At 41.6% G+C, this 19,899-nt stretch carries 17 protein-coding genes and 1 pseudogene; 8 read left to right on the top strand and 10 right to left on the bottom strand.

From position 1 onward, the window contains the following. Positions 1-18 precede the first annotated feature (18 nt). The 5 genes from kdpB to NWP25_RS18140 form a co-directional block, all read right to left on the bottom strand. On the bottom strand, positions 19-2,088 hold the full coding sequence (gene kdpB / locus NWP25_RS18160) for a potassium-transporting ATPase subunit KdpB (RefSeq protein WP_280652047.1): 2,070 nt from the start codon (positions 2,086-2,088) through the stop codon (positions 19-21). 65 nt (positions 2,089-2,153) lie between these two features. Beyond that, positions 2,154-3,839: a potassium-transporting ATPase subunit KdpA gene (gene kdpA, locus NWP25_RS18155; protein WP_280652048.1), complete on the bottom strand. Its 1,686-nt coding sequence runs from the start codon at positions 3,837-3,839 to the stop codon at positions 2,154-2,156. Positions 3,840-4,140: 301 nt separating this feature from the next. After that, on the bottom strand, positions 4,141-5,616 hold the full coding sequence (locus NWP25_RS18150) for a dihydrolipoyl dehydrogenase family protein (protein ID WP_280652049.1): 1,476 nt from the start codon (positions 5,614-5,616) through the stop codon (positions 4,141-4,143). Positions 5,617-5,633: 17 nt separating this feature from the next. Next, entirely contained in the window at positions 5,634-6,719 is a 1,086-nt protein-coding gene (gene cobD, locus NWP25_RS18145; RefSeq protein WP_280652050.1) for a threonine-phosphate decarboxylase CobD, read from the bottom strand. Positions 6,720-6,745: 26 nt separating this feature from the next. Beyond that, positions 6,746-7,039: an HU family DNA-binding protein gene (locus NWP25_RS18140; protein WP_200989291.1), complete on the bottom strand. Its 294-nt coding sequence runs from the start codon at positions 7,037-7,039 to the stop codon at positions 6,746-6,748. A 593-nt stretch (positions 7,040-7,632) separates the two neighbouring features. On the opposite strand from NWP25_RS18140, the gene NWP25_RS18135 reads away from it, so the two are divergent. After that, positions 7,633-8,937, top strand: coding sequence for an ABC transporter substrate-binding protein (locus NWP25_RS18135; protein WP_280652051.1), 1,305 nt, complete (start codon positions 7,633-7,635; stop codon positions 8,935-8,937). A gap of 323 nt (positions 8,938-9,260) precedes the next feature. Beyond that, positions 9,261-9,539: a hypothetical protein gene (locus NWP25_RS18130; RefSeq protein ID WP_280652052.1), complete on the top strand. Its 279-nt coding sequence runs from the start codon at positions 9,261-9,263 to the stop codon at positions 9,537-9,539. A 44-nt stretch (positions 9,540-9,583) separates the two neighbouring features. On the opposite strand, the gene NWP25_RS18125 is transcribed toward NWP25_RS18130, so the two are convergent. The 3 genes from NWP25_RS18125 to NWP25_RS18115 all read right to left on the bottom strand — a co-directional run bounded on the left by NWP25_RS18125 (position 9,584) and on the right by NWP25_RS18115 (position 11,814). Continuing rightward, a complete protein-coding gene (locus NWP25_RS18125) occupies positions 9,584-10,840 on the bottom strand; it encodes a bifunctional folylpolyglutamate synthase/dihydrofolate synthase (protein ID WP_280652053.1) in 1,257 nt (418 codons plus the stop codon). A 103-nt stretch (positions 10,841-10,943) separates the two neighbouring features. Beyond that, entirely contained in the window at positions 10,944-11,069 is a 126-nt protein-coding gene (locus tag NWP25_RS18120; RefSeq protein WP_280652054.1) for a photosystem II protein Y, read from the bottom strand. Between the two features lie 217 nt (positions 11,070-11,286). Then, entirely contained in the window at positions 11,287-11,814 is a 528-nt protein-coding gene (locus tag NWP25_RS18115; protein WP_280652055.1) for a gamma carbonic anhydrase family protein, read from the bottom strand. Between the two features lie 102 nt (positions 11,815-11,916). Here NWP25_RS18115 and NWP25_RS18110 point away from each other — a divergent pair, with 102 nt between their 5' ends. The 4 genes from NWP25_RS18110 (at position 11,917) to map (ending at position 14,176) form a co-directional block, all read left to right on the top strand. Next, the gene (locus NWP25_RS18110; RefSeq protein WP_280657602.1) at positions 11,917-12,054 is read left to right on the top strand and encodes a hypothetical protein; all 138 of its coding nucleotides are present in this window, start codon (positions 11,917-11,919) and stop codon (positions 12,052-12,054) included. Next, positions 12,054-12,563, top strand: a complete 510-nt coding sequence (locus NWP25_RS18105) for a TIGR02652 family protein (protein ID WP_438827610.1) — start codon at positions 12,054-12,056, stop codon at positions 12,561-12,563. Before NWP25_RS18110 ends, NWP25_RS18105 begins: the two co-directional genes overlap by 1 nt. Positions 12,564-12,689: 126 nt before the next feature. After that, positions 12,690-13,118, top strand: coding sequence for a VOC family protein (locus tag NWP25_RS18100; protein WP_280652060.1), 429 nt, complete (start codon positions 12,690-12,692; stop codon positions 13,116-13,118). 230 nt (positions 13,119-13,348) lie between these two features. Then, positions 13,349-14,176 carry a type I methionyl aminopeptidase gene (gene map, locus NWP25_RS18095; RefSeq protein ID WP_280652057.1) on the top strand — a complete coding sequence of 276 codons (828 nt, stop codon included), beginning with the start codon at positions 13,349-13,351 and terminating at the stop codon, positions 14,174-14,176. 114 nt (positions 14,177-14,290) lie between these two features. On the opposite strand, the gene NWP25_RS18090 is transcribed toward map, so the two are convergent. Next, entirely contained in the window at positions 14,291-15,796 is a 1,506-nt protein-coding gene (locus tag NWP25_RS18090) for a hypothetical protein (RefSeq protein WP_280699930.1), read from the bottom strand. Between the two features lie 226 nt (positions 15,797-16,022). Between NWP25_RS18090 and NWP25_RS18085 the strand changes: the two are divergent. After that, positions 16,023-17,429, top strand: a pseudogene (locus tag NWP25_RS18085) (amidase). Positions 17,430-17,524: 95 nt separating this feature from the next. Here the strand turns inward: NWP25_RS18085 and ilvC are convergent. Continuing rightward, positions 17,525-18,520 (bottom strand): ketol-acid reductoisomerase, encoded by a 996-nt coding sequence (ilvC, locus tag NWP25_RS18080; protein ID WP_280651362.1) that lies wholly within the window; start codon positions 18,518-18,520, stop codon positions 17,525-17,527. A 348-nt stretch (positions 18,521-18,868) separates the two neighbouring features. Between ilvC and NWP25_RS18075 the strand changes: the two genes are divergently transcribed. Beyond that, the gene (locus NWP25_RS18075; protein ID WP_280651363.1) at positions 18,869-19,792 is read left to right on the top strand and encodes a DUF4349 domain-containing protein; all 924 of its coding nucleotides are present in this window, start codon (positions 18,869-18,871) and stop codon (positions 19,790-19,792) included. The last annotated feature ends 107 nt before the right edge of the window (positions 19,793-19,899 follow it).

The raw sequence follows: 19,899 nt of genomic DNA, 5'->3' as shown, positions 1-19,899 counted from the left end.
CAAAGGAGCGGGGAGTAGTCAAGCTAGTCCGACAGCTGTGATCAAAATGTCTATGAGTTTAATGGCAATAAAAGGAGCAATCACTCCGCCAAACCCGTAAATGAATATGTTACGTCGTAATAGTTGATTAGCGGTAAGCGGTCTGAACTTTACCCCAGTTAGTGCTAGGGGGATGAGTGCGGGAATAATTAAGGCGTTATAAATTAAGGCTGATAAAATGGCGGACTGTGTACTTGCTAAATTCATAATGTTAATTGCCCCAAGACCAATACCAGCGAAGATAGCAGGAAGGATGGCGAAGTATTTGGCGATATCGTTGGCAATAGAAAAGGTGGTGAGTGCGCCACGGGTAATCAGCAATTGTTTACCGATAGTAACAATATCAATTAACTTCGTGGGGTCGGAATCTAGGTCTACCATGTTAGCAGCTTCTTTAGCTGCTTGAGTACCTGTGTTCATGGCCACACCTACGTTTGCTTGAGCCAGGGCTGGGGCATCATTGGTGCCATCTCCTGTCATGGCCACAAGTTTTCCTTGGGCTTGTTCAGCTTGAATTACTGCTATTTTGTCTTCGGGTGTAGCTTCCGCAATAAAGTCATCAACTCCTGCTTCTGCAGCAATTACAGATGCAGTAACGCGGTTATCTCCTGTCAACATGATGGTTTTAATTCCCATGCGTCGCATTTGGTCAAACCGCACTCGAATACCCGGTTTAATAATGTCTTTGAGATAAATTACACCGTAAATTTGATTATTTTTGCATACTGCTAAGGGAGTACCACCTAATTGGGAAATTCGTTCAAAAGTATTATCAAGTTCAGGTGTTAAATGTCCATTCCGAGAACGCACAAATCCTTTAATGGCATTTACAGCGCCTTTACGAATTTCTACGCCATTAGATAAGTTAGTCCCGCTCATGCGAGTTTTTGCAGAAAATTCGATACCTTCAGCTTGTCCGGTGTCAAAATCTAATTTTGCCCCTAATCCCTCTGCCAGTTTGACAATGGATTTACCTTCTGGTGTTTCATCAAAAATACTAGATGCCAGGGCAACTTGTGCTACATCTGTAATGGAATGGCCGTTGACCGGGATAAATTCTTCTGCCAAACGATTTCCTAAGGTAATCGTACCTGTTTTGTCTAAAATCAGGGTGTTAATATCCCCGCAGGCTTCCACCGCCCGTCCTGAAGTAGCAATAACATTAAACTGAGCCACTCTATCCATCCCTGCAATGCCAATAGCACTTAATAATCCGCCGATGGTGGTGGGAATTAATGCTACTAGTAAGGCGATGAGTACAGCAATACTTATAGGTGATTTAACGTAGGAAGATATTGTGGGTAGTGTGGCAATTACAACTAAAAATATCTGCGTCATAACTGCCAGCAATACTGTCAAGGCAATTTCATTGGGTGCTTTAGTGCGGGAAGCACCTTCTACTAAACCAATCATCCGATCTAGAAAACCTTGTCCGGGGTCGGCAGTTACCCTAATGATCAGCTCATCGGAAGTGATGCGGGTTCCTCCTGTTACTGAACTAGCAATGTCTGTACCGGGTTCTTTTAATACTGGTGCTGATTCACCTGTAATTGCTGATTCATCAACCGAAGCCACACCTCTAATTACTTCGCCATCGGCAGGTATAACATCACCAGCAGTTACCTTAATTGTGTCACCACGACGTAAGGCTGTGGAACTTACTTGTTGCAGAGAACCATCGGGGAGAATTTTTTTGGCTGTGACATCAGATTTTGCGGATCTCAATGCATCTGCTTGAGCTTTACCTCTACCTTGGGCTACCGCTTCGGCAAAGTTGGCAAAGACAAGGGTTAAGAATAAAATCAGAGTGATTAGTCCGTTGAATAATCGCGGATTTTCCCCTGGTGTTGGGCCAAATAAGTTGGGCGCAATTGTCATCAGTGCCGTGATGATAGTGCCTAACCAAACTACAAACATGACTGGATTTTTAATCATGTTACGTGGGTGCAGTTTGACAAAGGCTTGTTTAAATGCGTTGGTATAAAGTCTGGTTAGTTGGACTTGGGGTTTACGTTTGCGTTTTCTTCGCGGTTTGGTAGTTGTTTCCATTTTGGGGTGGATGAATGAGATTTTTTGTCAGGCCAAGGCGCAAAGTCACACAGAAGAAAAAGTTTCTATCTTTTGGCGGCAAGTTGAAATGCTTCTGCTATGGGGCCCAATATTAGTACGGGGAAAAAGGTGAGAGCACCAAGAATTAAAATCACACTACCTGTAACTCCCGTGAACAGTTTGGTATCGGTTCTGAGGGTCCCGACGGTGATAGGTACTGCTTGTTTGCGTGACATACTATCTGCCAGCAGTAGCAATGCAATTATGGGGATGTAACGCCCTGCTAAAATGCTGGCTGCGGCGCTGAGGTTCCACCACAGGGTGTTATCATTTAAACCTTCCAAACCAGAACCGTTGTTAGCTGCGGCGGAAGCGTATTCGTAAACCACCTGGGAAACGCCATGAAAACCGGGATTACTAATACCTGAAAGAGCATCAGGAAAAGCAAAGACCACCGCCGAAGGAATGAGAATGGCAAAGGGATGAACTAATAAAATGACGCTGGCGAGGAGGATTTCTTTTTTCTCGATTTTGCGTCCCAAAAATTCTGGTGTTCGTCCTACCATTAAGCTGGTGAGGAATACTGCCAAAATTAAGTAAATGAAAAGAAAAGCTGTGCCCGTTCCCTGACCTCCCCAAATGATTTGCAAAAACATATTAAATAAAGTCGCAAAACCGCCTGGAGGCATTAAGGAATCCTGCATTCCGTTCACAGCACCACACATTGTCGCTGTGGTCATCACTGCCCAAAGTGCTGTTTGCCCCCACCCAAATCGGACTTCTTTTCCTTCTAGGTTAGGTTGCTGTTCTCCTAAGAGGCGATTAACTAGAGGGTTACCTTGAAACTCTCCTACTGCGGTAATAACTACTAAAAAGACAAAAATTATCAACACCATGGCAAATACTAGCCATGCTTGCTTACGGTTATTGGTGAACACACCGTAGGCGTAAATCAGTGCCGAGGGAATAGAAATCATCGCCCACGTTTCTAATAAGTTAGAGAAACCGCTGGGATTTTCAAAGGGATGCGCTGAATTACTACCAAAGAAGCCGCCACCATTTTCTCCTAGTTCTTTGATGATTTCGTAGTGAGCGACGGGTCCACGGGCAATTACTTGTGTTTCACCTTCTAAGGTGGTCACCTTTGCTGGCGGTGCTAAGGTTTCTGGTACACCCGCTAACAGCAATAACAGTCCCCCAATGATGCATATAGGTAATAACATTCGGGTAATTGACCTAATCAGGTCACTGTAAAAATTGCCTAACAGCCTGCCAGTTAAACCACGAATAAAGGCTATACTCACTGATAACCCCGTTGCTGCTGAGGTGAACATGACAAAACCCAAAGCAAAGATTTGACTGCCATAGCTTAAGGTGGTTTCACCAGAGTAATGCTGTTGGTTGGTGTTGGTGATAAAAGAAATGGCAGTATGCAGTCCTAAATCCCAACTAGGCGCATTTAATCCTGTAGGATTTAGTGGCAACCATCTTTGCAACATCAAAATTAAATAAACCAAAATTCCCATGACAAGATTGCTATATAGCAATGCCTTGGCATATTGCTTTCCTGTCATGTTCTCCTGGGGACTTACCCCACTAAAGATATAAATTACTCTTTCTAAAGGATTAATTATCGGATCAAGTAGCGTTTGTTCTCCCATGAAAACACGTGCTATGTACTTTCCCAATACGGGAGTTGTGGCAATAACTATTACTAAGGTTAAGGTAATTTGTATCGATCCTTGTAACATGAATTAAACAGCCTCCCGATAAAGTAAATACCACAATGAGAGCTATTGCTATATTCCGATCCACAAGCATTTATTTTAGACCTAGTGACTTTTCAGAAGGAGGTCACAAAAACTTATTTTTATGTGTCGTCACATTTTAACAAAAGAACAGGGTTTTCAGCAGGGGATCCCATGATCATGATTAGTCCTCAAACTTTTACAATTCTTAGAGTGGCAAGTTATACCCCTGAATAGCCAGTTGTATCCTTTGAAAAGTCGGGGATCTGCTTGTTACCTTTTTTTTAATTCAAATACTTATAAGTCATAAATTCCAATCACGACGGAAATGAAAGAAACCTTCTAGAAAATCTTGTAAAGCATTATTACTATCTAACTTGTGCTGACCCCACTCTTTCGCTGTGCTTTCAATAATCTGAGAAAAACTAGGATAAACAAAAGATAAATTTGCTAATTCTTTAACCCGAATTTTTTGAGCTATGGCCAAAGCAATGAAATTAATTAACTCAGCTGCTTCCGCCCCCAATATTGAGCTGCCCAAAATTTCCCCGTTGCGGAGGACAATTAACTTACATACACCTGTGATTTCGTCCTTCAGCTGTGCTGCTGCCACTGATTTATAATATTGCCGCAAAACTAACACTTCATTTCGTCTAAATTGACGTTTTGCCTGGGCTTCTGTCAAACCAACTTCTGCCAAACAGGGGTGAGAATTGAGCCCCCAAGGAATAGGGCGATAATTCACTGAGAATCTGGGAAAAAACAAAGCATTTTTCACCGCGATTCTAGCTTCATAATTAGCCACATTGGTAAAATCATAACCACCAATGACATCACCACAAGCATAAATACGGTGGTTAGTTGTTTGTAATTTATTATTCACAACTAAGCGACGCTGCCGCCATTTTACACCTACATCATGCAAGTTAAGGAATTCAACGTTTGGTTGCTGTCCAGTTGCTAGTAAAATTTCATCAGCTTCAATTGCTTTATCTCCCGCCTGAACCCATTTTTTATTCTCAATTAGTTTGATTTGAGTTACTGGTTTCTCGGTGAGGACACGGACACCATTAGCTTCTAACTGTGCTTGCAGCAGATAGGCTATCTCTGAGTCAGCTAAGGGCAGAATAGATGCAGACTTCATCGCCAAAGTCACACTACAACCCAACTGCGCCAGAGTTTGAGCTACTTCAATACCTTGGGGAACACCACCAATAATTACCCAATTTTTAGGTAAATTTGGTTGCTTGAGAGACTGCCAAATATTAGATAAAGTTAAATAGCCAATGGTTTGTAATCCTTCAATTTCAGGAATGGAGGGAACAGAACCACTGGCTAGTAAATAGCTACGCCCCCGTAAAAAGCGTTGATTTACAGCAAAAGCTAAATGGGGTAAAGATTGAAATTGTCCACTGCCAAAGATCACATCAACACCCAGCGCCGCTAAATTGGCGGGAGAATTTTGTTCTGCAATGTGGGAGACAACTTCCTGAGTGTACAGATGAGCTTGTGGCCACACCACGGATGGTTCACATTTGTCTAATGGCTGGGGAGGTTTAGCTGTAGTATTAGCTGGTATGGTGTGAATACCCAAACCAGCCACATCATTAATTTTATGGAAAATTCTGCCGATTTCGCTGACAGCCTGATGTTGAGCAAATCCATAATTTACTTCAGACTCCACCAAGGCAACAGTAGCTTTGAGTTGGGTTGCAACCAGGGCTGCATAGCGTCCGGCAAAACTGCCACCAATAATTACTAAGTCATAATCAATTGTCATTAGTCATGGGTCATTAGTCATGGGTCAACAGTTATTGAATATAACGCTTTTGACAAACGTTGATTATCAGACTGACAACGAACAGCAACCCGGAAAAAGCCATGGCCTAATTCTTTGAAACTCAGGCAGTCACGAATTAAGATTTGGTGATGCTGGAGTAGTTGTTGCTGTAACTGCAAACTTGACCGTTCTGATTTCACTAGTAAGAAGTTGGCAGCGCTTGCTAAAGGCTGTAAACCTGGAATGGAGGCTAAATCTTGAAAAAGTTGGTTTCTTGCCGGTGCTAGCCATTTCCAGGTCAGCTCTTGAAATTCCTGATCTTGGATAGCCGCAACCGCCGCCGCCGCCGCTAAGGTGTTCACTGGCCAAGGATCGCGCCATGTTTGCCACTGCAAAAGACGCTCAGGGTGTGCGATCGCATATCCTAATCTCAGTCCCGGGAGACTGTAAAATTTCGTTAGCGATCGCAATACTACTAAATTTGGATATTCTTGTACCACCCCAATCAGGCTTTGTTCTTCATCAGGAGGCAGAAAATCCATAAACGCCTCATCCACCACTACCAAGGCGTATTGCTCTAAACAAGGCAAAATGTCCTTTCGGGAGAATAACCTGCCCGTGGGATTGTGAGGGTTATTCAGCAATAATCCAGAATTTGCTCCTGGGGATAAGGAAATAAACTTGTCAATTCTACTTCCCAACCCCCAGTCCCCACTCCTCAAAGAAAGGGGAAACTCCAGAATTTTAGCGTTGTATGCCCTTAGTGTGCGGTAATAATCGCCAAAGGCTGGAGTAATTAACGCTGTTGCCGATAACTTTGCTAAGTCTCTACCTGCTAAAGTAAGTAATTCTGCTGAACCATTCCCCGGCAAAATCCATTCAGTTGGTACTTTATGAAAGCAACCTAGAGCAAGTCTCAGTTCATTGTAATCTGGTTCTGGATAGTGCCTAAGATTACTAAGCTGCGAATGAATAGCCGCGATCGCACTATTTGGTGGCCCCAATGGGCTGATGCTGGCAGAAAAATCCAGAATAGTTTCAGGTGGACAGCCAGCTGCTGCTGCCGCCCAGGCTAAATTTCCCCCGTGAACTGGTTGCCGCATCAATAAAAGGTCCTCTAAAAGGTTATTTATTCTTTTGGTTCTTTTGGGGGTGCAACCTTTTCTCTAAAGAGCTTACCAGCAGAAAAAGCTGGAACCCTGGTGGCAGGAATTTCCATCTTTTCGTTGGTTTTGGGGTTACGACCTTCACGAGCCTTGCGTTCACGTGATTCAAAAGACCCAAATCCCACTAGTGTTACTTTATCGCCAGAAGACACAGCTTCGATAATCGTTTCCAAAGCGGCAGTTAACACAGCATCGGCTTGTTTCTTAGTTACACTTGCCTTTTCAGATACGGCATCAACTAATTCACCTTTGTTCATATCAAACTCCTTGATGTTTACTTTAGATTCTCTACTGTTACACCCTGTGGCCTATTTATTTAATTCTCCAAACAGAGAATTAGAAAAGTCGTCCTTTGGGAGTATTCACACAAAAAAATCGCTGTACATCCCATCGGCTCGACTTTTCAATGAATCATTCTAAAGTGTTGTAGCCTGAAGTGGATAGATGAAACCATGAATTTATATAGATTTCAGGATTTTTTGTTTTTTTTCAGTATTTTTGTAAGATAAATTATACATAAAATTATAAAAATACGCGGAAAATCCCAAAATTCCAAATTCAGAATTCAAAAATCAAATCAGAATCTCAACAAAATTCACTGTTAAAAACTACCTTTCAACAAACAATTGCCGTCTATGCGGGTTTAATTGGTTAGTAATCAGTACAGGCGGTAAGACTAAGAGGGACAGATTTTTGAAGCTTTCCACCACAGCTATACCAGTTAGGGTGCTGAATGTAAAATTTACATCATACTAAAGAATTTTCTGATGACTAGGTAACTGATTTAGCCTATAATTTCCACATTTTCTATAACTTTGTCACCCCGATCAAGGGTAAAAATACTGTTAAGATGATACGATTGCGAAAATTAAAACAACTGGCTGCTTGGGTATTAATTGGCTTATTGACCAGTTGGATAATAAGTTGCAGCTCTGCAAATATTGTTACTAATACACAACAGTCTAGGTCAGGAGAAGCCACGGTTGAATTTTGGACAATGCAACTCCAACCTCAATTTAACGATTACTTCCAAAAGTTAATTGCCAATTTTGAAGCTCAAAATTCCGGTATCAAGGTTAAGTGGGTCGATATACCTTGGTCGGCAATGGAGAACAAAATATTAACAGCTGTTTCAGCAAATACACCACCTGATGTTGTTAACCTTAATCCAGTTTTTGCTTCCCAACTAGCGGGTAGAAATGCCTGGTTAGACTTAGACACAAAAATTTCTAATCAAGAACGTTCCTCCTATTTACCAAACATCTGGAAAGCCAGCACTCTCAATGGTAAGAGTTTTGGCATTCCCTGGTACCTGACTACACGGTTAACTATTTATAACATTGAGTTATTAAAACAGGCAGGTATCAGTCAAGCACCAACTACCTATGCAGAATTGGCAGATATGGCGCAGAAAATTAAAGATAACACGGGTAAATATGCGTTTTTCGTGACTTTCGTCCCGCAAGATTCTGGTGAAGTGTTGGAATCATTTGTGCAAATGGGAGTCACCTTAGTAAATACAGACGGTAAAGCAGCTTTTAATTCTCCCGAAGGTAAAGCAGCATTTCAATACTGGGTGGATTTATATGAAAAAGGGCTACTTCCCAAAGAAGTTTTAACCCAAGGACATCGCCACGCCATTGATTTATACCAATCTGGGCAAACAGCATTTTTAGCTTCGGGGCCAGAGTTTCTGAAAACAATTACTAATAATGCGCCGCAAATTGCGGAAAATTCAGCCATAGCACCCCAAGTTACTGGTGATACTGGCAAAAAAAATGTGGCTGTAATGAATGTAGTCATCCCCCGGGCCAGTAAACACCCGGATGCGGCTGTGAAATTTGCTTTATTTCTCAGCAATGACGAAAATCAGTTAGCCTTTGCCAAAGCTGCGAATGTCTTACCATCTACACTTAAAGCTCTTGGTGATAGTTACTTTCAAAATGTTCCTGATGCGGCCTCTACATTATTAGAAAAAGCCAGGGTTATCAGTGCTAACCAACTGAAACAAGCAGAAATTCTGACTCCAACTTTGAAAGATTCTAAAAGATTGCAAAAAGCAATTTATGAAAATTTACAAGCGGCAATGTTAGGGCAAAAAACCGTAGATAAAGCTTTAGAAGATGCAGCGCAAGAATGGAATATTCGGGTGTAATTAGTAACTCGTAATTCTTAATGCCTGTTTCAGAGGAGGCTCCCTGACGCAATTCCTGGGGCGGTTATCTTTCTGGCTCATGACAAACCATGATGGTATGAGGTGCAGAAGGAAATCAATAAAAAACTTTAGTTCTTGGTCTAAAGCCTAGTTCAAAAAAAAAGATGTGTTTCTACAGGCCCTGAAGGAGAAATACAGCCAAAAAAGGATTTGCATCTATCTTTAGATAGATGCAAATGTTTTTAAAATCAATGTTATTGCCAAAATTAAAATAGGTAAGTATCATGCAAGAGTTAAAATTATGACAAAAAATCTCAAGTTCTATGAAAATTACACACTCTTTGGGCGTAGCTATTTCTACAGTAGCTTTGGGTCTGTTGTCCGGTGCATCTGCCTATGCTGTAGTTAGTAATGTTTCACACGAGCAAGATTTTTTAGGTTCTTTTTCTCAAAACCTGACAACAAACCAAATCATTCTGAATAATTCTGATGGCAATAAAATTGCTAGAGCAAGAACAAAAAGAGTCGGTTCATATAGACGTCGTGGTCGCATTGTCAGAGGTTATTCTCGTAGTCGCCGCAACAGAAGAATAAGAAGATAGAGTAACTCTTGTTTTGTCTCTAGCTAAAACTGGTCAGCCAAAACTTACAATGGCGCAATACTCAAAAAATGTCCGATTAAATAAAGAGAACCACACAAAACAACTTGATTATTTGTGGAAGTGCAAGCTACATTTAAAGCTGATACTAAGTCTGGATAAGTTTGACATATAGATAAGTCTGGACAAATTTCCTTAGCTATTTTCGCTAATTCAATGGGAGCAGCTGAACTATGATCTGGTACTGGCACTAGATACAATTGGTCTTGCGATCGCAGTAAAGCTGAAAAAATCTCGGTATGCTCCTTAGTCGTAAGCATTCCCACAATCCAAGTTATTTTACCAGGAGCTAAACTATCTAAATAATCTCGCAGTGCGTGAGCTGCACCTGGATTATGAGCGCCATCAATTAATAATTTTTGGTTTTTCCACGTCACCCATTGCATTCGCCCAGCCCATTGAGTTTTACCCATACCATTGACAATAGCCTCTAAAGAAATCACCCAACCTAAATTTTGTAGAATTTCTAACGCAGCTAAAGCCAAAGCTGAATTGATTAATTGAATTTGTCCCGGTAGTGCCAAAGGATATTTAATGATTTTGGAATTTTCCCAACTTATATATTCAGCCCATCCAGCAGCGATTTCACGGGCAGGTTGAGGCTGAATATATAGGGATTCTAATTCTTCAGCCCGCCATCGCACAACTTTTTCTGCCTCTGCTGGCAATTGTCCCACCACAAGCGGACATCTATGTTTAATAATACCTGCTTTTTCCCGGGCAATATCCGCAACTGTGGGGCCGAGTTGCTGCCAGTGTTCCCGGCTAATTGATGTAATTACTGTTACTAATGGTTGATTACAAACATTAGTTGCATCCAGGCGCCCTCCCAAACCTACCTCTATCACTGCTATATCAACTTGAGCTTGAGCAAAATACAGCCAAGCAGCTGCCGTAATTACTTCAAACTGAGTGGGACACTCATCTTCAGGGTGAATAGCCTCTTGGACTTGTTGGATTAATTGGCTAAATTCCCCAGAGGAAATTGGCTGTTTATTGATGCAGATACGTTCTGTCCAATCAACTAAATGAGGAGAAGTATAACATCCCGTGCGATAACCAGCCTCAGCCAGTACAGAGTGAAGATAAGCACAAACCGAACCTTTGCCGTTAGTGCCAGTTACGTGAATTATTGGGACTTGGTGGTGAGGGTTACCAAGATTTGCCAATAGTTTGATGATCCGTGACAGTCCCAGATGAACGCCGAAATGCTGAAAGGGTTTGAGTAAAGAATTGATATCCACGAAGAAACGATGAAGATGATGGGGTCTAACCTGTGTGCTAATTAATAAAACCGACCGCCCTGAACAGGGAAACAGCCGGTTTTATGGATGATGTTAATTAAGTTTAAGCTTGTTTATTCAAAAAGTTTTGCACTTGTCTTAAAGCCGCAGCACCAATGTTAAACGCAGCCCAAGCACCAGCAATGGCAATGGGTGCAACAACGATGGCAATACGGTAATCGATATCCATATCTACAACCCCTCTTTTAAGTGAAAATTAAAGTTTTATCAACTGTACTCATTTTTATTTTCAGCTGAATTTGTCAATTTTTCCAATCTCGGCGGCAAAGAATGTGTGACAGTCTGCCAAACTGAGACCAAAATCATGCCACTATGCTGATTACGGCGAGGATTATCGGCTTCGGCTTAATTACCAATACATACTCATATTACAATGTTTTGAAATATTACTGCTGGTGAAACCCAATATCATTACTCTTGCCCGCATGAACCAAAGCTAACTTTTTGTAACGTTGAGCGTGTTCTATCAATTCTGCGGCCTCATTTTCTTCAACTTGCCGTAATACTTTACCCGGGATACCCACCACTAAAGACCGGGGGGGGATATTTTTAGTCACCACTGCGCCAGCACCAATAATGCTACCACGACCCACTCTGACCCCATCTAAAATAATTGCACCAATGCCAATCAAGCAGCCAGTTTCAATGTAGGCTGAATGTACCACAGCGCGATGTCCTACCGTGACATAATCTTCTAAAATAGTCGGTAAACCTGGGTCGCCATGTAAAATTGCCCCATCCTGAATGTTTGTACATTCGCCAATATCAATTTGTTCCACATCTCCCCTAAGGACAGCACCATACCAAATGCTCGCGCCAGGTTTAATTTTGACGGAACCTATGATGACGGCGTTGGCTGCGACGAAGGCTGCTTGAGAAAAATCAGGGGATGGCCAGTAAGAAGCTATAGACACGATAGAATATATATGGTACCCAGGAACACTGGAGAAACTCTAAACTTTGAGGCTGGTTGCACAACCAGGATATCACGGTGTCACGTCTCTAAACAGAGTCAGATGCTAGTGAAGATTGTTCACTTTGAAACTCCGTTTCTTTGCAGCAACGAGCAAGCCTCTAAAATAGAGGAGCCGAAGTGTAATATCCAACTCACTGGTGCTGATGAAGACGAAACTATGCTTGTACCCACTTCATGATGAATCCAGGCTTGCAGTACCCCATATTTGGCTCTGACATTCAGTGTCCTCACTGTCGTCAGACTATTCCAGCGCTGACACTCACAGATAGCTATTTGTGTCCGCGTCATGGTGCTTTTGAGGCTGATCCCAAAACAGGAGAATTAGTACATCTACAGTCGGGTCGTCATTGGCGACGCTGGAATAATGAATGGTATAGACAGCATACCCATCCCGATGGTATTCGCTTTGAAATCCACGAGGCTCTGGATAAGCTGTACACTCAGGGTTACCGGGCAACACGGGTAATTATTGCCAAACGTTATCAGGAATTGATGAGCGGCTATTTAGAACGTAGCACTGCTTGGCGTTCTGGACAGCCGGAAACTGCCTACGCGCGATTGTACGGCTTACCTGTGGATTTTAGTGCTGATGCTTCGGAAGACCCCTGTTGGGATGTAATTAATTTTGATTTGGAAAAAGAGCCTGGTGTCCCTGTACGCTATCCCTATTTCCGATTATTTGAGTAAATCACCAGTCGTTAAACATTGTCGAGCAAAATGTAGAGGCGTTCCATGGAACGTCTCTACAATGGTTCTCAAATGCTTTTTTGAGAATTTATTTAAATTCGCTCAAATCCATTGATGGACTTACTTATGCACCATGCTTCTATTCGCACCGCTAATATTCATCACGCGATCGCTTTTTATGAACAATTAGGGTTTGAGGTTTGTGAACGCTTCACCACAGGCTACACCCTGGCTTGCTGGATGGCAGGGTTGAATGGCAGAATTGAATTAATCCAAATTCCTCAACCAAAACCAGCGCCAGATGCTTTTGCAGATGAACATTATGTGGGCTACTATCATCTGTCTTTTGATTTAACTGAAATCACATCAGATTTACCTGGCTGGTTAATAAATTTACAATCACGTATAAACGCCACCGCAGATTTAGCACCCCTAAAGATACTTTTAGAACCAACACAGCAGCAAATAGGCGATGGCATCTGGGAAGTGGCTTTTATTGCTGATGCTGATGGCTTACCCCTGGAATTTATTCGCTCTTTGCCTAAACATTCGTAACTCGTAATTCCTCAGATTTTAACCCGATCACTTGGAATTTGAGTCTGGTAAACTTTATCCCACCATCTTCTATTTTTAACCCAGGAAACTAATGAGGTGGAGAAAAATCTCATCTCTAATCCCCGTCGGACTGTCAGGCAAAAATAAGTTAATTTAAATATAGATATTGTTTGTCAGTTAAAAAAATACTGCCACCGTAGCAGTACAGCACAAGTAATTATTAATTGCCCATGAACATTCTCAGTAACTTGCTTTCTCAAACAGCAGAGCCTAAACCTGCAAAAAAACAACGCCGAGGTATTGAAATTAAATCGTCGCGTGAAATTGAAATCATGCGCCGATCCGCACAAATTGTAGCCACCATCCTCAAAGAAATTTCTGAGATGGTAGAGCCAGGAATGACTACGGCAGATTTGGATACTTATGCAGAAAAACGGATCCGTGAAATGGATGCTACACCTAGCTTTAAAGGATATCACGGATTCACAGGTTCTATTTGCTCAAGTATTAATAATGAAGTTGTTCATGGCATCCCCAGTCCTAAGAAAGTAATTCGCACTGGGGATGTATTAAAAGTAGATACAGGTGCTTATTATCAAGGTTTTCACGGTGATTCTTGTATCACTATCGCTGTGGGTGAAGTTACCGCAGATGCAGCTAAACTGATTCGCGTAGCTGAAGAAGCTCTTTTTAAAGGTATTGAACAAGTCAAAGAAGGTGCTTATTTGCTTGACATTGCTGGAGCAATAGAAGACCATGTAAAAGCCAATGGTTTTAGTGTAGTAGAAGAATTTACCGGACATGGTGTTGGCCGTAATCTACACGAAGAACCTTCAGTTTTCAACTACCGCACCCGCGAGATGCCAAATGTGAAACTTCGTGCAGGAATGACCTTAGCCATTGAACCAATTTTGAATGCAGGTTCTAAGCACACCAGGATATTATCTGACAGATGGACAGCTGTCACCGTAGATAATTCACTATCAGCCCAGTTTGAGCATACAGTCTTGGTGACCGAAACAGGTTACGAGATTTTGACAGACCGGACAAAGGTGTAGCAAAATTTAACTATTAAACTCCAATCTCCCTCTATAGCCTCACTTAAGAGGGAGCAACTTGTGTTACCTAAATCAGATTTCATCGCCAATTTGTGTAACTGCTAATCTTAAGAGTTATTTGTAATTTTTGATCATCAACTTAACCTCGGCATAGTTAATTTGATAATCAGGCAGTATTTCTTGAGCTTGTTGATAAATAGATGTACTTTTAGGAATATTTTCTAATAAACTAATTGCTTGTTGCCATTTGTATTTTGCTTCCTTGAACTTGGAGCTTAATTGGCGTGAATTTTTAGCAAAAGAGGTAGCTTCTGCTGCCAATTTTCCAGCTAGTTGAAAATCTTCTTGTGCTTTCTTTTCTTTCATAGCTCTTTTATTAATAGCAATACCATTCAGACGGTAGCGAATTAATCTATTAGTTGCTGGAGTATAAACAGATGTTCCTTCAGGAATGCTAGATAGTAACTCTATTGCTTCTTCCCATTTAATTTCTGCCTTTTCCCAGACCATGAGAGAATGGGGCGGGTTTTTCACTAAAGAAGAAGCTTCTAAACCAAGTTTGAGAGCAGCTTTAAAGTTAGCAACTGCAATTTCTTCCTGATTGACACTAAATATTATTTCTTGAAAATATGGAACTTTGTTTTTAACTATCCATCCGCTAAAAATCAAGACTACTAAACTTGACATTATGATTACAGCAGGACGAAATAGTTTTTCTTTTGTTAGCCTTGCTATGATTGTTTCTTTATGATTAATGACTGTTTCTTGTGCCAGATTGACAAAACTTATCAGCGATTGTTCTCCTTGTTCCGTCAAGGTGTGGATTTTGGCAATTAAATGGTCAATGGTTTTCTGTAATTTTTCACATTCGTCGAGAATATCCGTTAATTCGTGAAATTTATTATCACTAGATATAATTAATTCTTGATCATCATCAAACCATTCCAAGCTGAAACCAGATTGACCACAAAAACATGATACACCCAGGAGAATTGTGAACAAATTAGGATTACTCTTAATAGTGTAAAAAATATAATTTAATTTTTCTTTTACCTGCAAAGCTTCTGCTTGAGTATTCCTGATATCCTGGAGTTGCTGCTGTAAAATTTCTGGCCCTGTCAAGGCTAGGTTAATATTTAAACTTTCACTAACTTTTTGCACTTGAGCAGGTAAGTTGGTATGGTTATGATCATAATTTAATTGACCCACTAATTTTGAGTTACCTAAAATATCTGCGGATATAACATGAAGGAGATCACCCCATTCAATCCAAGCATCAATTTTTAACTGTAAGTCATTAATTGATATTTCTGTGTCTGGATTGCTAAATTTCGCTGTGATATATTTTACTCTAGCATTACTATCTGTATTGACTCCATAAATATTAGTCACAAACAAGCTCCCTATTGTGCCAAGACGAGGAAGCGTATAAATTGAAGAATTTTTACCTTTAGTAAATCTAAATTCTTGATTAAGAATTTGTTGCACATTCCGTAATTGCTCCTGAATATGATTTATTGCCACAACTTGCTGCATAATTTCTTGGGAATTGCCAAGACTTAACTTCAAATCAAGAATAAGTTGCAACAGTTCATGAACAATTTTTTCTAGGTTAGACATAAATATCCCTTGGGTATTTGTTCAATGTTCATGGAAAACAATTAAGATAACTATGCAGTAGGTTAATGATTACAGTACCAGTTTAACCGTGCTTATTGAAATTATGTCTGGTGATTGATTGACAAATTTAAGAATATATACAATACAGTATTTACGGTAATCAGACGAAAGTAAACATCTTGGATAAAAATTTCTGCAAAAGACAAAATTGCTCATCAATTAATTTATGAATAAAACTGATTTAGCTTTTACCCCAGCAATAGAATTAGCAAGGTTAATTCGTCATCGGGAAGTGTCGCCGTTAGAGTTGGTGGAATTATATTTAGACCGAATTCAGCAATTGAACCCCCAACTAGGAAGTTACTTTACGGTTACAGCAGAATTAGCCATCGCGGATGCTAAAGCTAAAATGGAAGTAATGACAACCACCTCAGAACTACCACCATTGTTCGGTGTCCCCATTTCCATTAAAGACCTCAATTCTGTAGCAGGTATACCTTGTACCTACGGTAACTCCATGTTGTTACATAATATCCCCAACTATGATGATGGAGTAGTAACTTTAATTAAACAAGCTGGCTTGATCATCCTCGGTAAAACTGCTACTTCAGAATTAGGTTCATTTCCTTACACTGAACCTAGAGGATTCGCCCCAGCTAGAAATCCCTGGAACTTAGAATACACTTGCGGCGGTTCCAGTGGTGGCGCAGCATCGGCTCTAGCAGCCGGACTATGTGCCCTAGCTCAGGGTTCTGATGGGGGCGGTTCTATTCGGGGACCTGCAGCTTGCTGTCATTTAGTTGGAATCAAACCATCACGGGGTAGAGTGACTCATGCACCAGTGGGTAGTCCTGTGGGTGGAATTGCCACTAATGGGCCTATTGGGCGTACTGTGGCTGATGCAGCTGCCCTTTTAGATGTTATGTCTGGCTACTTCACTGGTGATCCTTACTGGTTACCCGACCCTGAACCTTCATTTCTGGCGGCGACCACAGCAAAACTTGGTAACTTGCGAATTGCCTTTAGTACCAATATTTTTCCTTTGGGAGCAGCCGACGCTAACTGTCACCAGGGGGTGATGGAAACAGTCAAATTATTAGCACAACTGGGTCACACAGTAGAAGAGAAATGCCCGGATTTCAGTGCCTTAGTAGCACCTTTTCAAACGGTATGACAAAGTGCGGTAGCCGCTGCCGGAATCCCCGCTGAAGCATTAGATCCAGTTAATCGTTTCCTGTTCTCACGTATAGGTTCCGTAGCTGAATATCTCTGCGCCCTTGCCCAAATGCAAATCGTATCCAGGCGGATTGTAGCCTTTTTCGACACCGTAGATGTGTTGGTATTACCAGTTTATCTGCACTCACCCATCCGCACCGGAGAATGGGCTAGTTTGAGTCCAGAAGAAACATTCCAAAAAATTGTCCGTTGGGTAGCACCTTGTCCTGTTGCTAACGCCACCGGACAACCAGCCATCGCACTTCCCGTAGGTTTTGATAGTAATGGTTTACCCATAAGTGTACAGCTAATTGGCAAACCTGGGGCAGAAAGCACTTTAATTTCCCTAGCCGCCCAACTAGAAGCTGCAAACCCGTGGATTCACCATCGTCCAGCCTTGGCAACATCAGGCCAATGAAGAATAGCCAGTGAGGCTGTGATCTGTCAGGAGTCACCGACGTTCTACGTCGGTGAGTATGTCAAGCCGAGGAAGTTCAGCTTAGTTGGAGTACTTCAGACTTTCTTTAACCAGCTAAACATGGCGCGTAAGTCTTTACCAACTTCCTCAATGGGATGCTCGGCTTCTTGACGACGCATAGCAGTAAATCCTGGTTTACCGGCTTGATTTTCTAATACAAATTCCCGCGCAAATTGCCCAGATTGAATTTCGCTGAGAATCTTTTTCATTTCTGCTTTAGTGTTCTCATTTACAACCCGGGGTCCACGGGTGTAATCACCATACTCAGCTGTGTTAGAAATACTGTCCCGCATTTGCGCTAGTCCACCTTCCACAACCAAGTCCACAATCAATTTTACTTCGTGGAGACACTCAAAATAAGCCAATTCTGGTTGATAACCAGCTTCTACTAAAGTTTCAAATCCAGCTTTAATTAAGGCACTTAAACCGCCGCACAATACTGCTTGTTCGCCAAACAAATCTGTTTCGGTTTCTTCCCGGAAAGTTGTTTCTAAAATACCGGCGCGAGTACCACCGATACCTCGAGCGTATGCCATGGCCCGATCGCGCGCCTGACCACTAGCATTTTGATAAACTGCAAACAGTGCAGGTACGCCTTGTCCTTGTTCATATGTCCGACGCACCAAATGTCCGGGGCCTTTGGGTGCTACCATCACCACATCTACATTAGCAGGTGGTACAACTTGCCCAAAATGAATATTAAACCCGTGAGCAAAGGCAAGAACATTACCTGCTTTTAAATTTGGTTCAATTTCGTTTTTGTAAACTGTCTTTTGGACTTCATCAGGTAATAAAATCATGATGAAATCAGCAGCCTTAGCAGCATCCGCCACAGGTTTCACGGTTAGACCAGCTGCTTCGGCCTTTGCTGCTGACTTACTACCCGGATATAGTCCCACAATCACATTTAAACCACTATCTTTTAAATTAAGAGCGTGGGCATGACCTTGGGAACCATAGCCAATAATGGCAATAGTTTTTCCGGCCAAAAAGTCTAAATTGGCATCTTCGTCATAATACATCCGGGCCATATGCATCTCCTGTCAGCAGCATTCTTATTAAATAGCAGGCTTTCGATTGTACCATAAACTACAGTTTCCCACCCCATGCCGCCGGGATAGCAACAAAGACAACTATCTAGTTCCTTGGTCAATTCCTTGCACTTCTTCAGGACTCTTGGATGTATGGGTAAAACACATGGCCACTGAAAACGCAACCATGCCAAAACAATACAGCACAATGATAAGCTTTTTCTTGAGCTAACAAACAGACCATAAAAAGAATTGCCCAATAACCCCTGTTACATAAATTGCAACCATCCCAACTTTCAGCTTTTCTCCAGCCATACTGAGACTAGTTTTATCGATTTAGGGTAGATTATGCATATTTCAATAAAATCACCACAAAAATCTGCTGTCTTAGTCACTGTCTTACTAGGAGGGGTGATATTTACCAGTTGCGCTTCCTCCGTGCAACCATCATTAAATCAGCCATTGCCTTCAAGGGATAACTTGGCAAATCAAGCACCAGCACCCATAATCAGCGAAATTTCAGCTCAACAACCCCAGCCTGCACCAGTTGAGCGCCCCCGTTCCCAACTGATTAAAAAAGCCGCAATGACGGTAATTGTGGATTCTGTAGGTGAGAGTATTGAATCTGTTTCCCGAATTATTAATCAACAGCAAGGCGATTTAATCGCCTTAAACGAACGTCAGCCCACAGGTGATAATAGGCGACACACTGCGTCCATCACACTGCGAGTTCCACAAAATTTCTTGGAAGTTACCCTCAAAAATTTAGCTAAATTAGGTACTGTTAGTCATCGTCATATTACCGCAGAAGATGTAGGCGATCGCCTAGTAGATTTTCAAGCCAGATTAAATAACCTCCGCAGGACAGAAGCTAATTTGCAAAAAATCATGGATCGGTCAGGTTCTATCAAAGATGTGTTAAATGTTTCTCAGGAACTCAGTAACATCCGACAATCCATAGAACAAATTGATGCCCAATTAAAGAATTTACAAAATCAAGTTGCGTACTCCACCATTACCCTCAACTTAGAAGCAGCAGTATCTAGTAGCAGTCCCCAGCCTGGTATAGCTTCCCAAATTCAAGGAACTTGGAACAACTCTACCAACTCATTGGCTACTTTAATGATGACAGTGTTGAAATTAGGTATTTGGTCTATGGTCTACAGTCCCATATTGTTGGTTATGGCTGCTGGGATCTATAGCTTCATGGGTTGGCGGCGAACTCGTGGGCCTCTGTTAGCAGAGACACTAAAATCAACTTCTGTCGATTAATTAACAAACTTAAAAATTGATATTGGTGGAATCGGTAGAGGCTGTTTAAGTCAGCCTAAGAAAGTTCGTTTATGGACTCTTCAGAAATCCTCGGTCTTCTAAACCGG

It is taken from the genome of Umezakia ovalisporum Ak1311 (assembly GCF_029891685.1).
Lineage (GTDB): Bacteria > Cyanobacteriota > Cyanobacteriia > Cyanobacteriales > Nostocaceae > Umezakia > Umezakia ovalisporum.
Note: the sequence above shows the minus strand (reverse complement) of the source record. Positions and strands in the feature narration are given on the sequence as shown.

Excerpts from the sequence above, each read along its gene's own strand:
- kdpB (WP_280652047.1), bottom strand. The coding sequence starts at position 2,088 with ATGGAAACAACTACCAAACCGCGAAGAAAACGCAAACGTAAACCCCAA.
- kdpA (WP_280652048.1), bottom strand. The coding sequence starts at position 3,839 with ATGTTACAAGGATCGATACAAATTACCTTAACCTTAGTAATAGTTATT.
- NWP25_RS18150 (WP_280652049.1), bottom strand. The coding sequence starts at position 5,616 with ATGACAATTGATTATGACTTAGTAATTATTGGTGGCAGTTTTGCCGGA.
- cobD (WP_280652050.1), bottom strand. The coding sequence starts at position 6,719 with ATGCGGCAACCAGTTCACGGGGGAAATTTAGCCTGGGCGGCAGCAGCA.
- NWP25_RS18140 (WP_200989291.1), bottom strand. The coding sequence starts at position 7,039 with ATGAACAAAGGTGAATTAGTTGATGCCGTATCTGAAAAGGCAAGTGTA.
- NWP25_RS18135 (WP_280652051.1), top strand. The coding sequence starts at position 7,633 with ATGATACGATTGCGAAAATTAAAACAACTGGCTGCTTGGGTATTAATT.
- NWP25_RS18130 (WP_280652052.1), top strand. The coding sequence starts at position 9,261 with ATGAAAATTACACACTCTTTGGGCGTAGCTATTTCTACAGTAGCTTTG.
- NWP25_RS18120 (WP_280652054.1), bottom strand. The coding sequence starts at position 11,069 with ATGGATATCGATTACCGTATTGCCATCGTTGTTGCACCCATTGCCATT.
- NWP25_RS18110 (WP_280657602.1), top strand. The coding sequence starts at position 11,917 with ATGCTAGTGAAGATTGTTCACTTTGAAACTCCGTTTCTTTGCAGCAAC.
- NWP25_RS18105 (WP_438827610.1), top strand. The coding sequence starts at position 12,054 with ATGAATCCAGGCTTGCAGTACCCCATATTTGGCTCTGACATTCAGTGT.
- NWP25_RS18100 (WP_280652060.1), top strand. The coding sequence starts at position 12,690 with ATGCACCATGCTTCTATTCGCACCGCTAATATTCATCACGCGATCGCT.
- map (WP_280652057.1), top strand. The coding sequence starts at position 13,349 with ATGAACATTCTCAGTAACTTGCTTTCTCAAACAGCAGAGCCTAAACCT.
- NWP25_RS18090 (WP_280699930.1), bottom strand. The coding sequence starts at position 15,796 with ATGTCTAACCTAGAAAAAATTGTTCATGAACTGTTGCAACTTATTCTT.
- ilvC (WP_280651362.1), bottom strand. The coding sequence starts at position 18,520 with ATGGCCCGGATGTATTATGACGAAGATGCCAATTTAGACTTTTTGGCC.
- NWP25_RS18075 (WP_280651363.1), top strand. The coding sequence starts at position 18,869 with ATGCATATTTCAATAAAATCACCACAAAAATCTGCTGTCTTAGTCACT.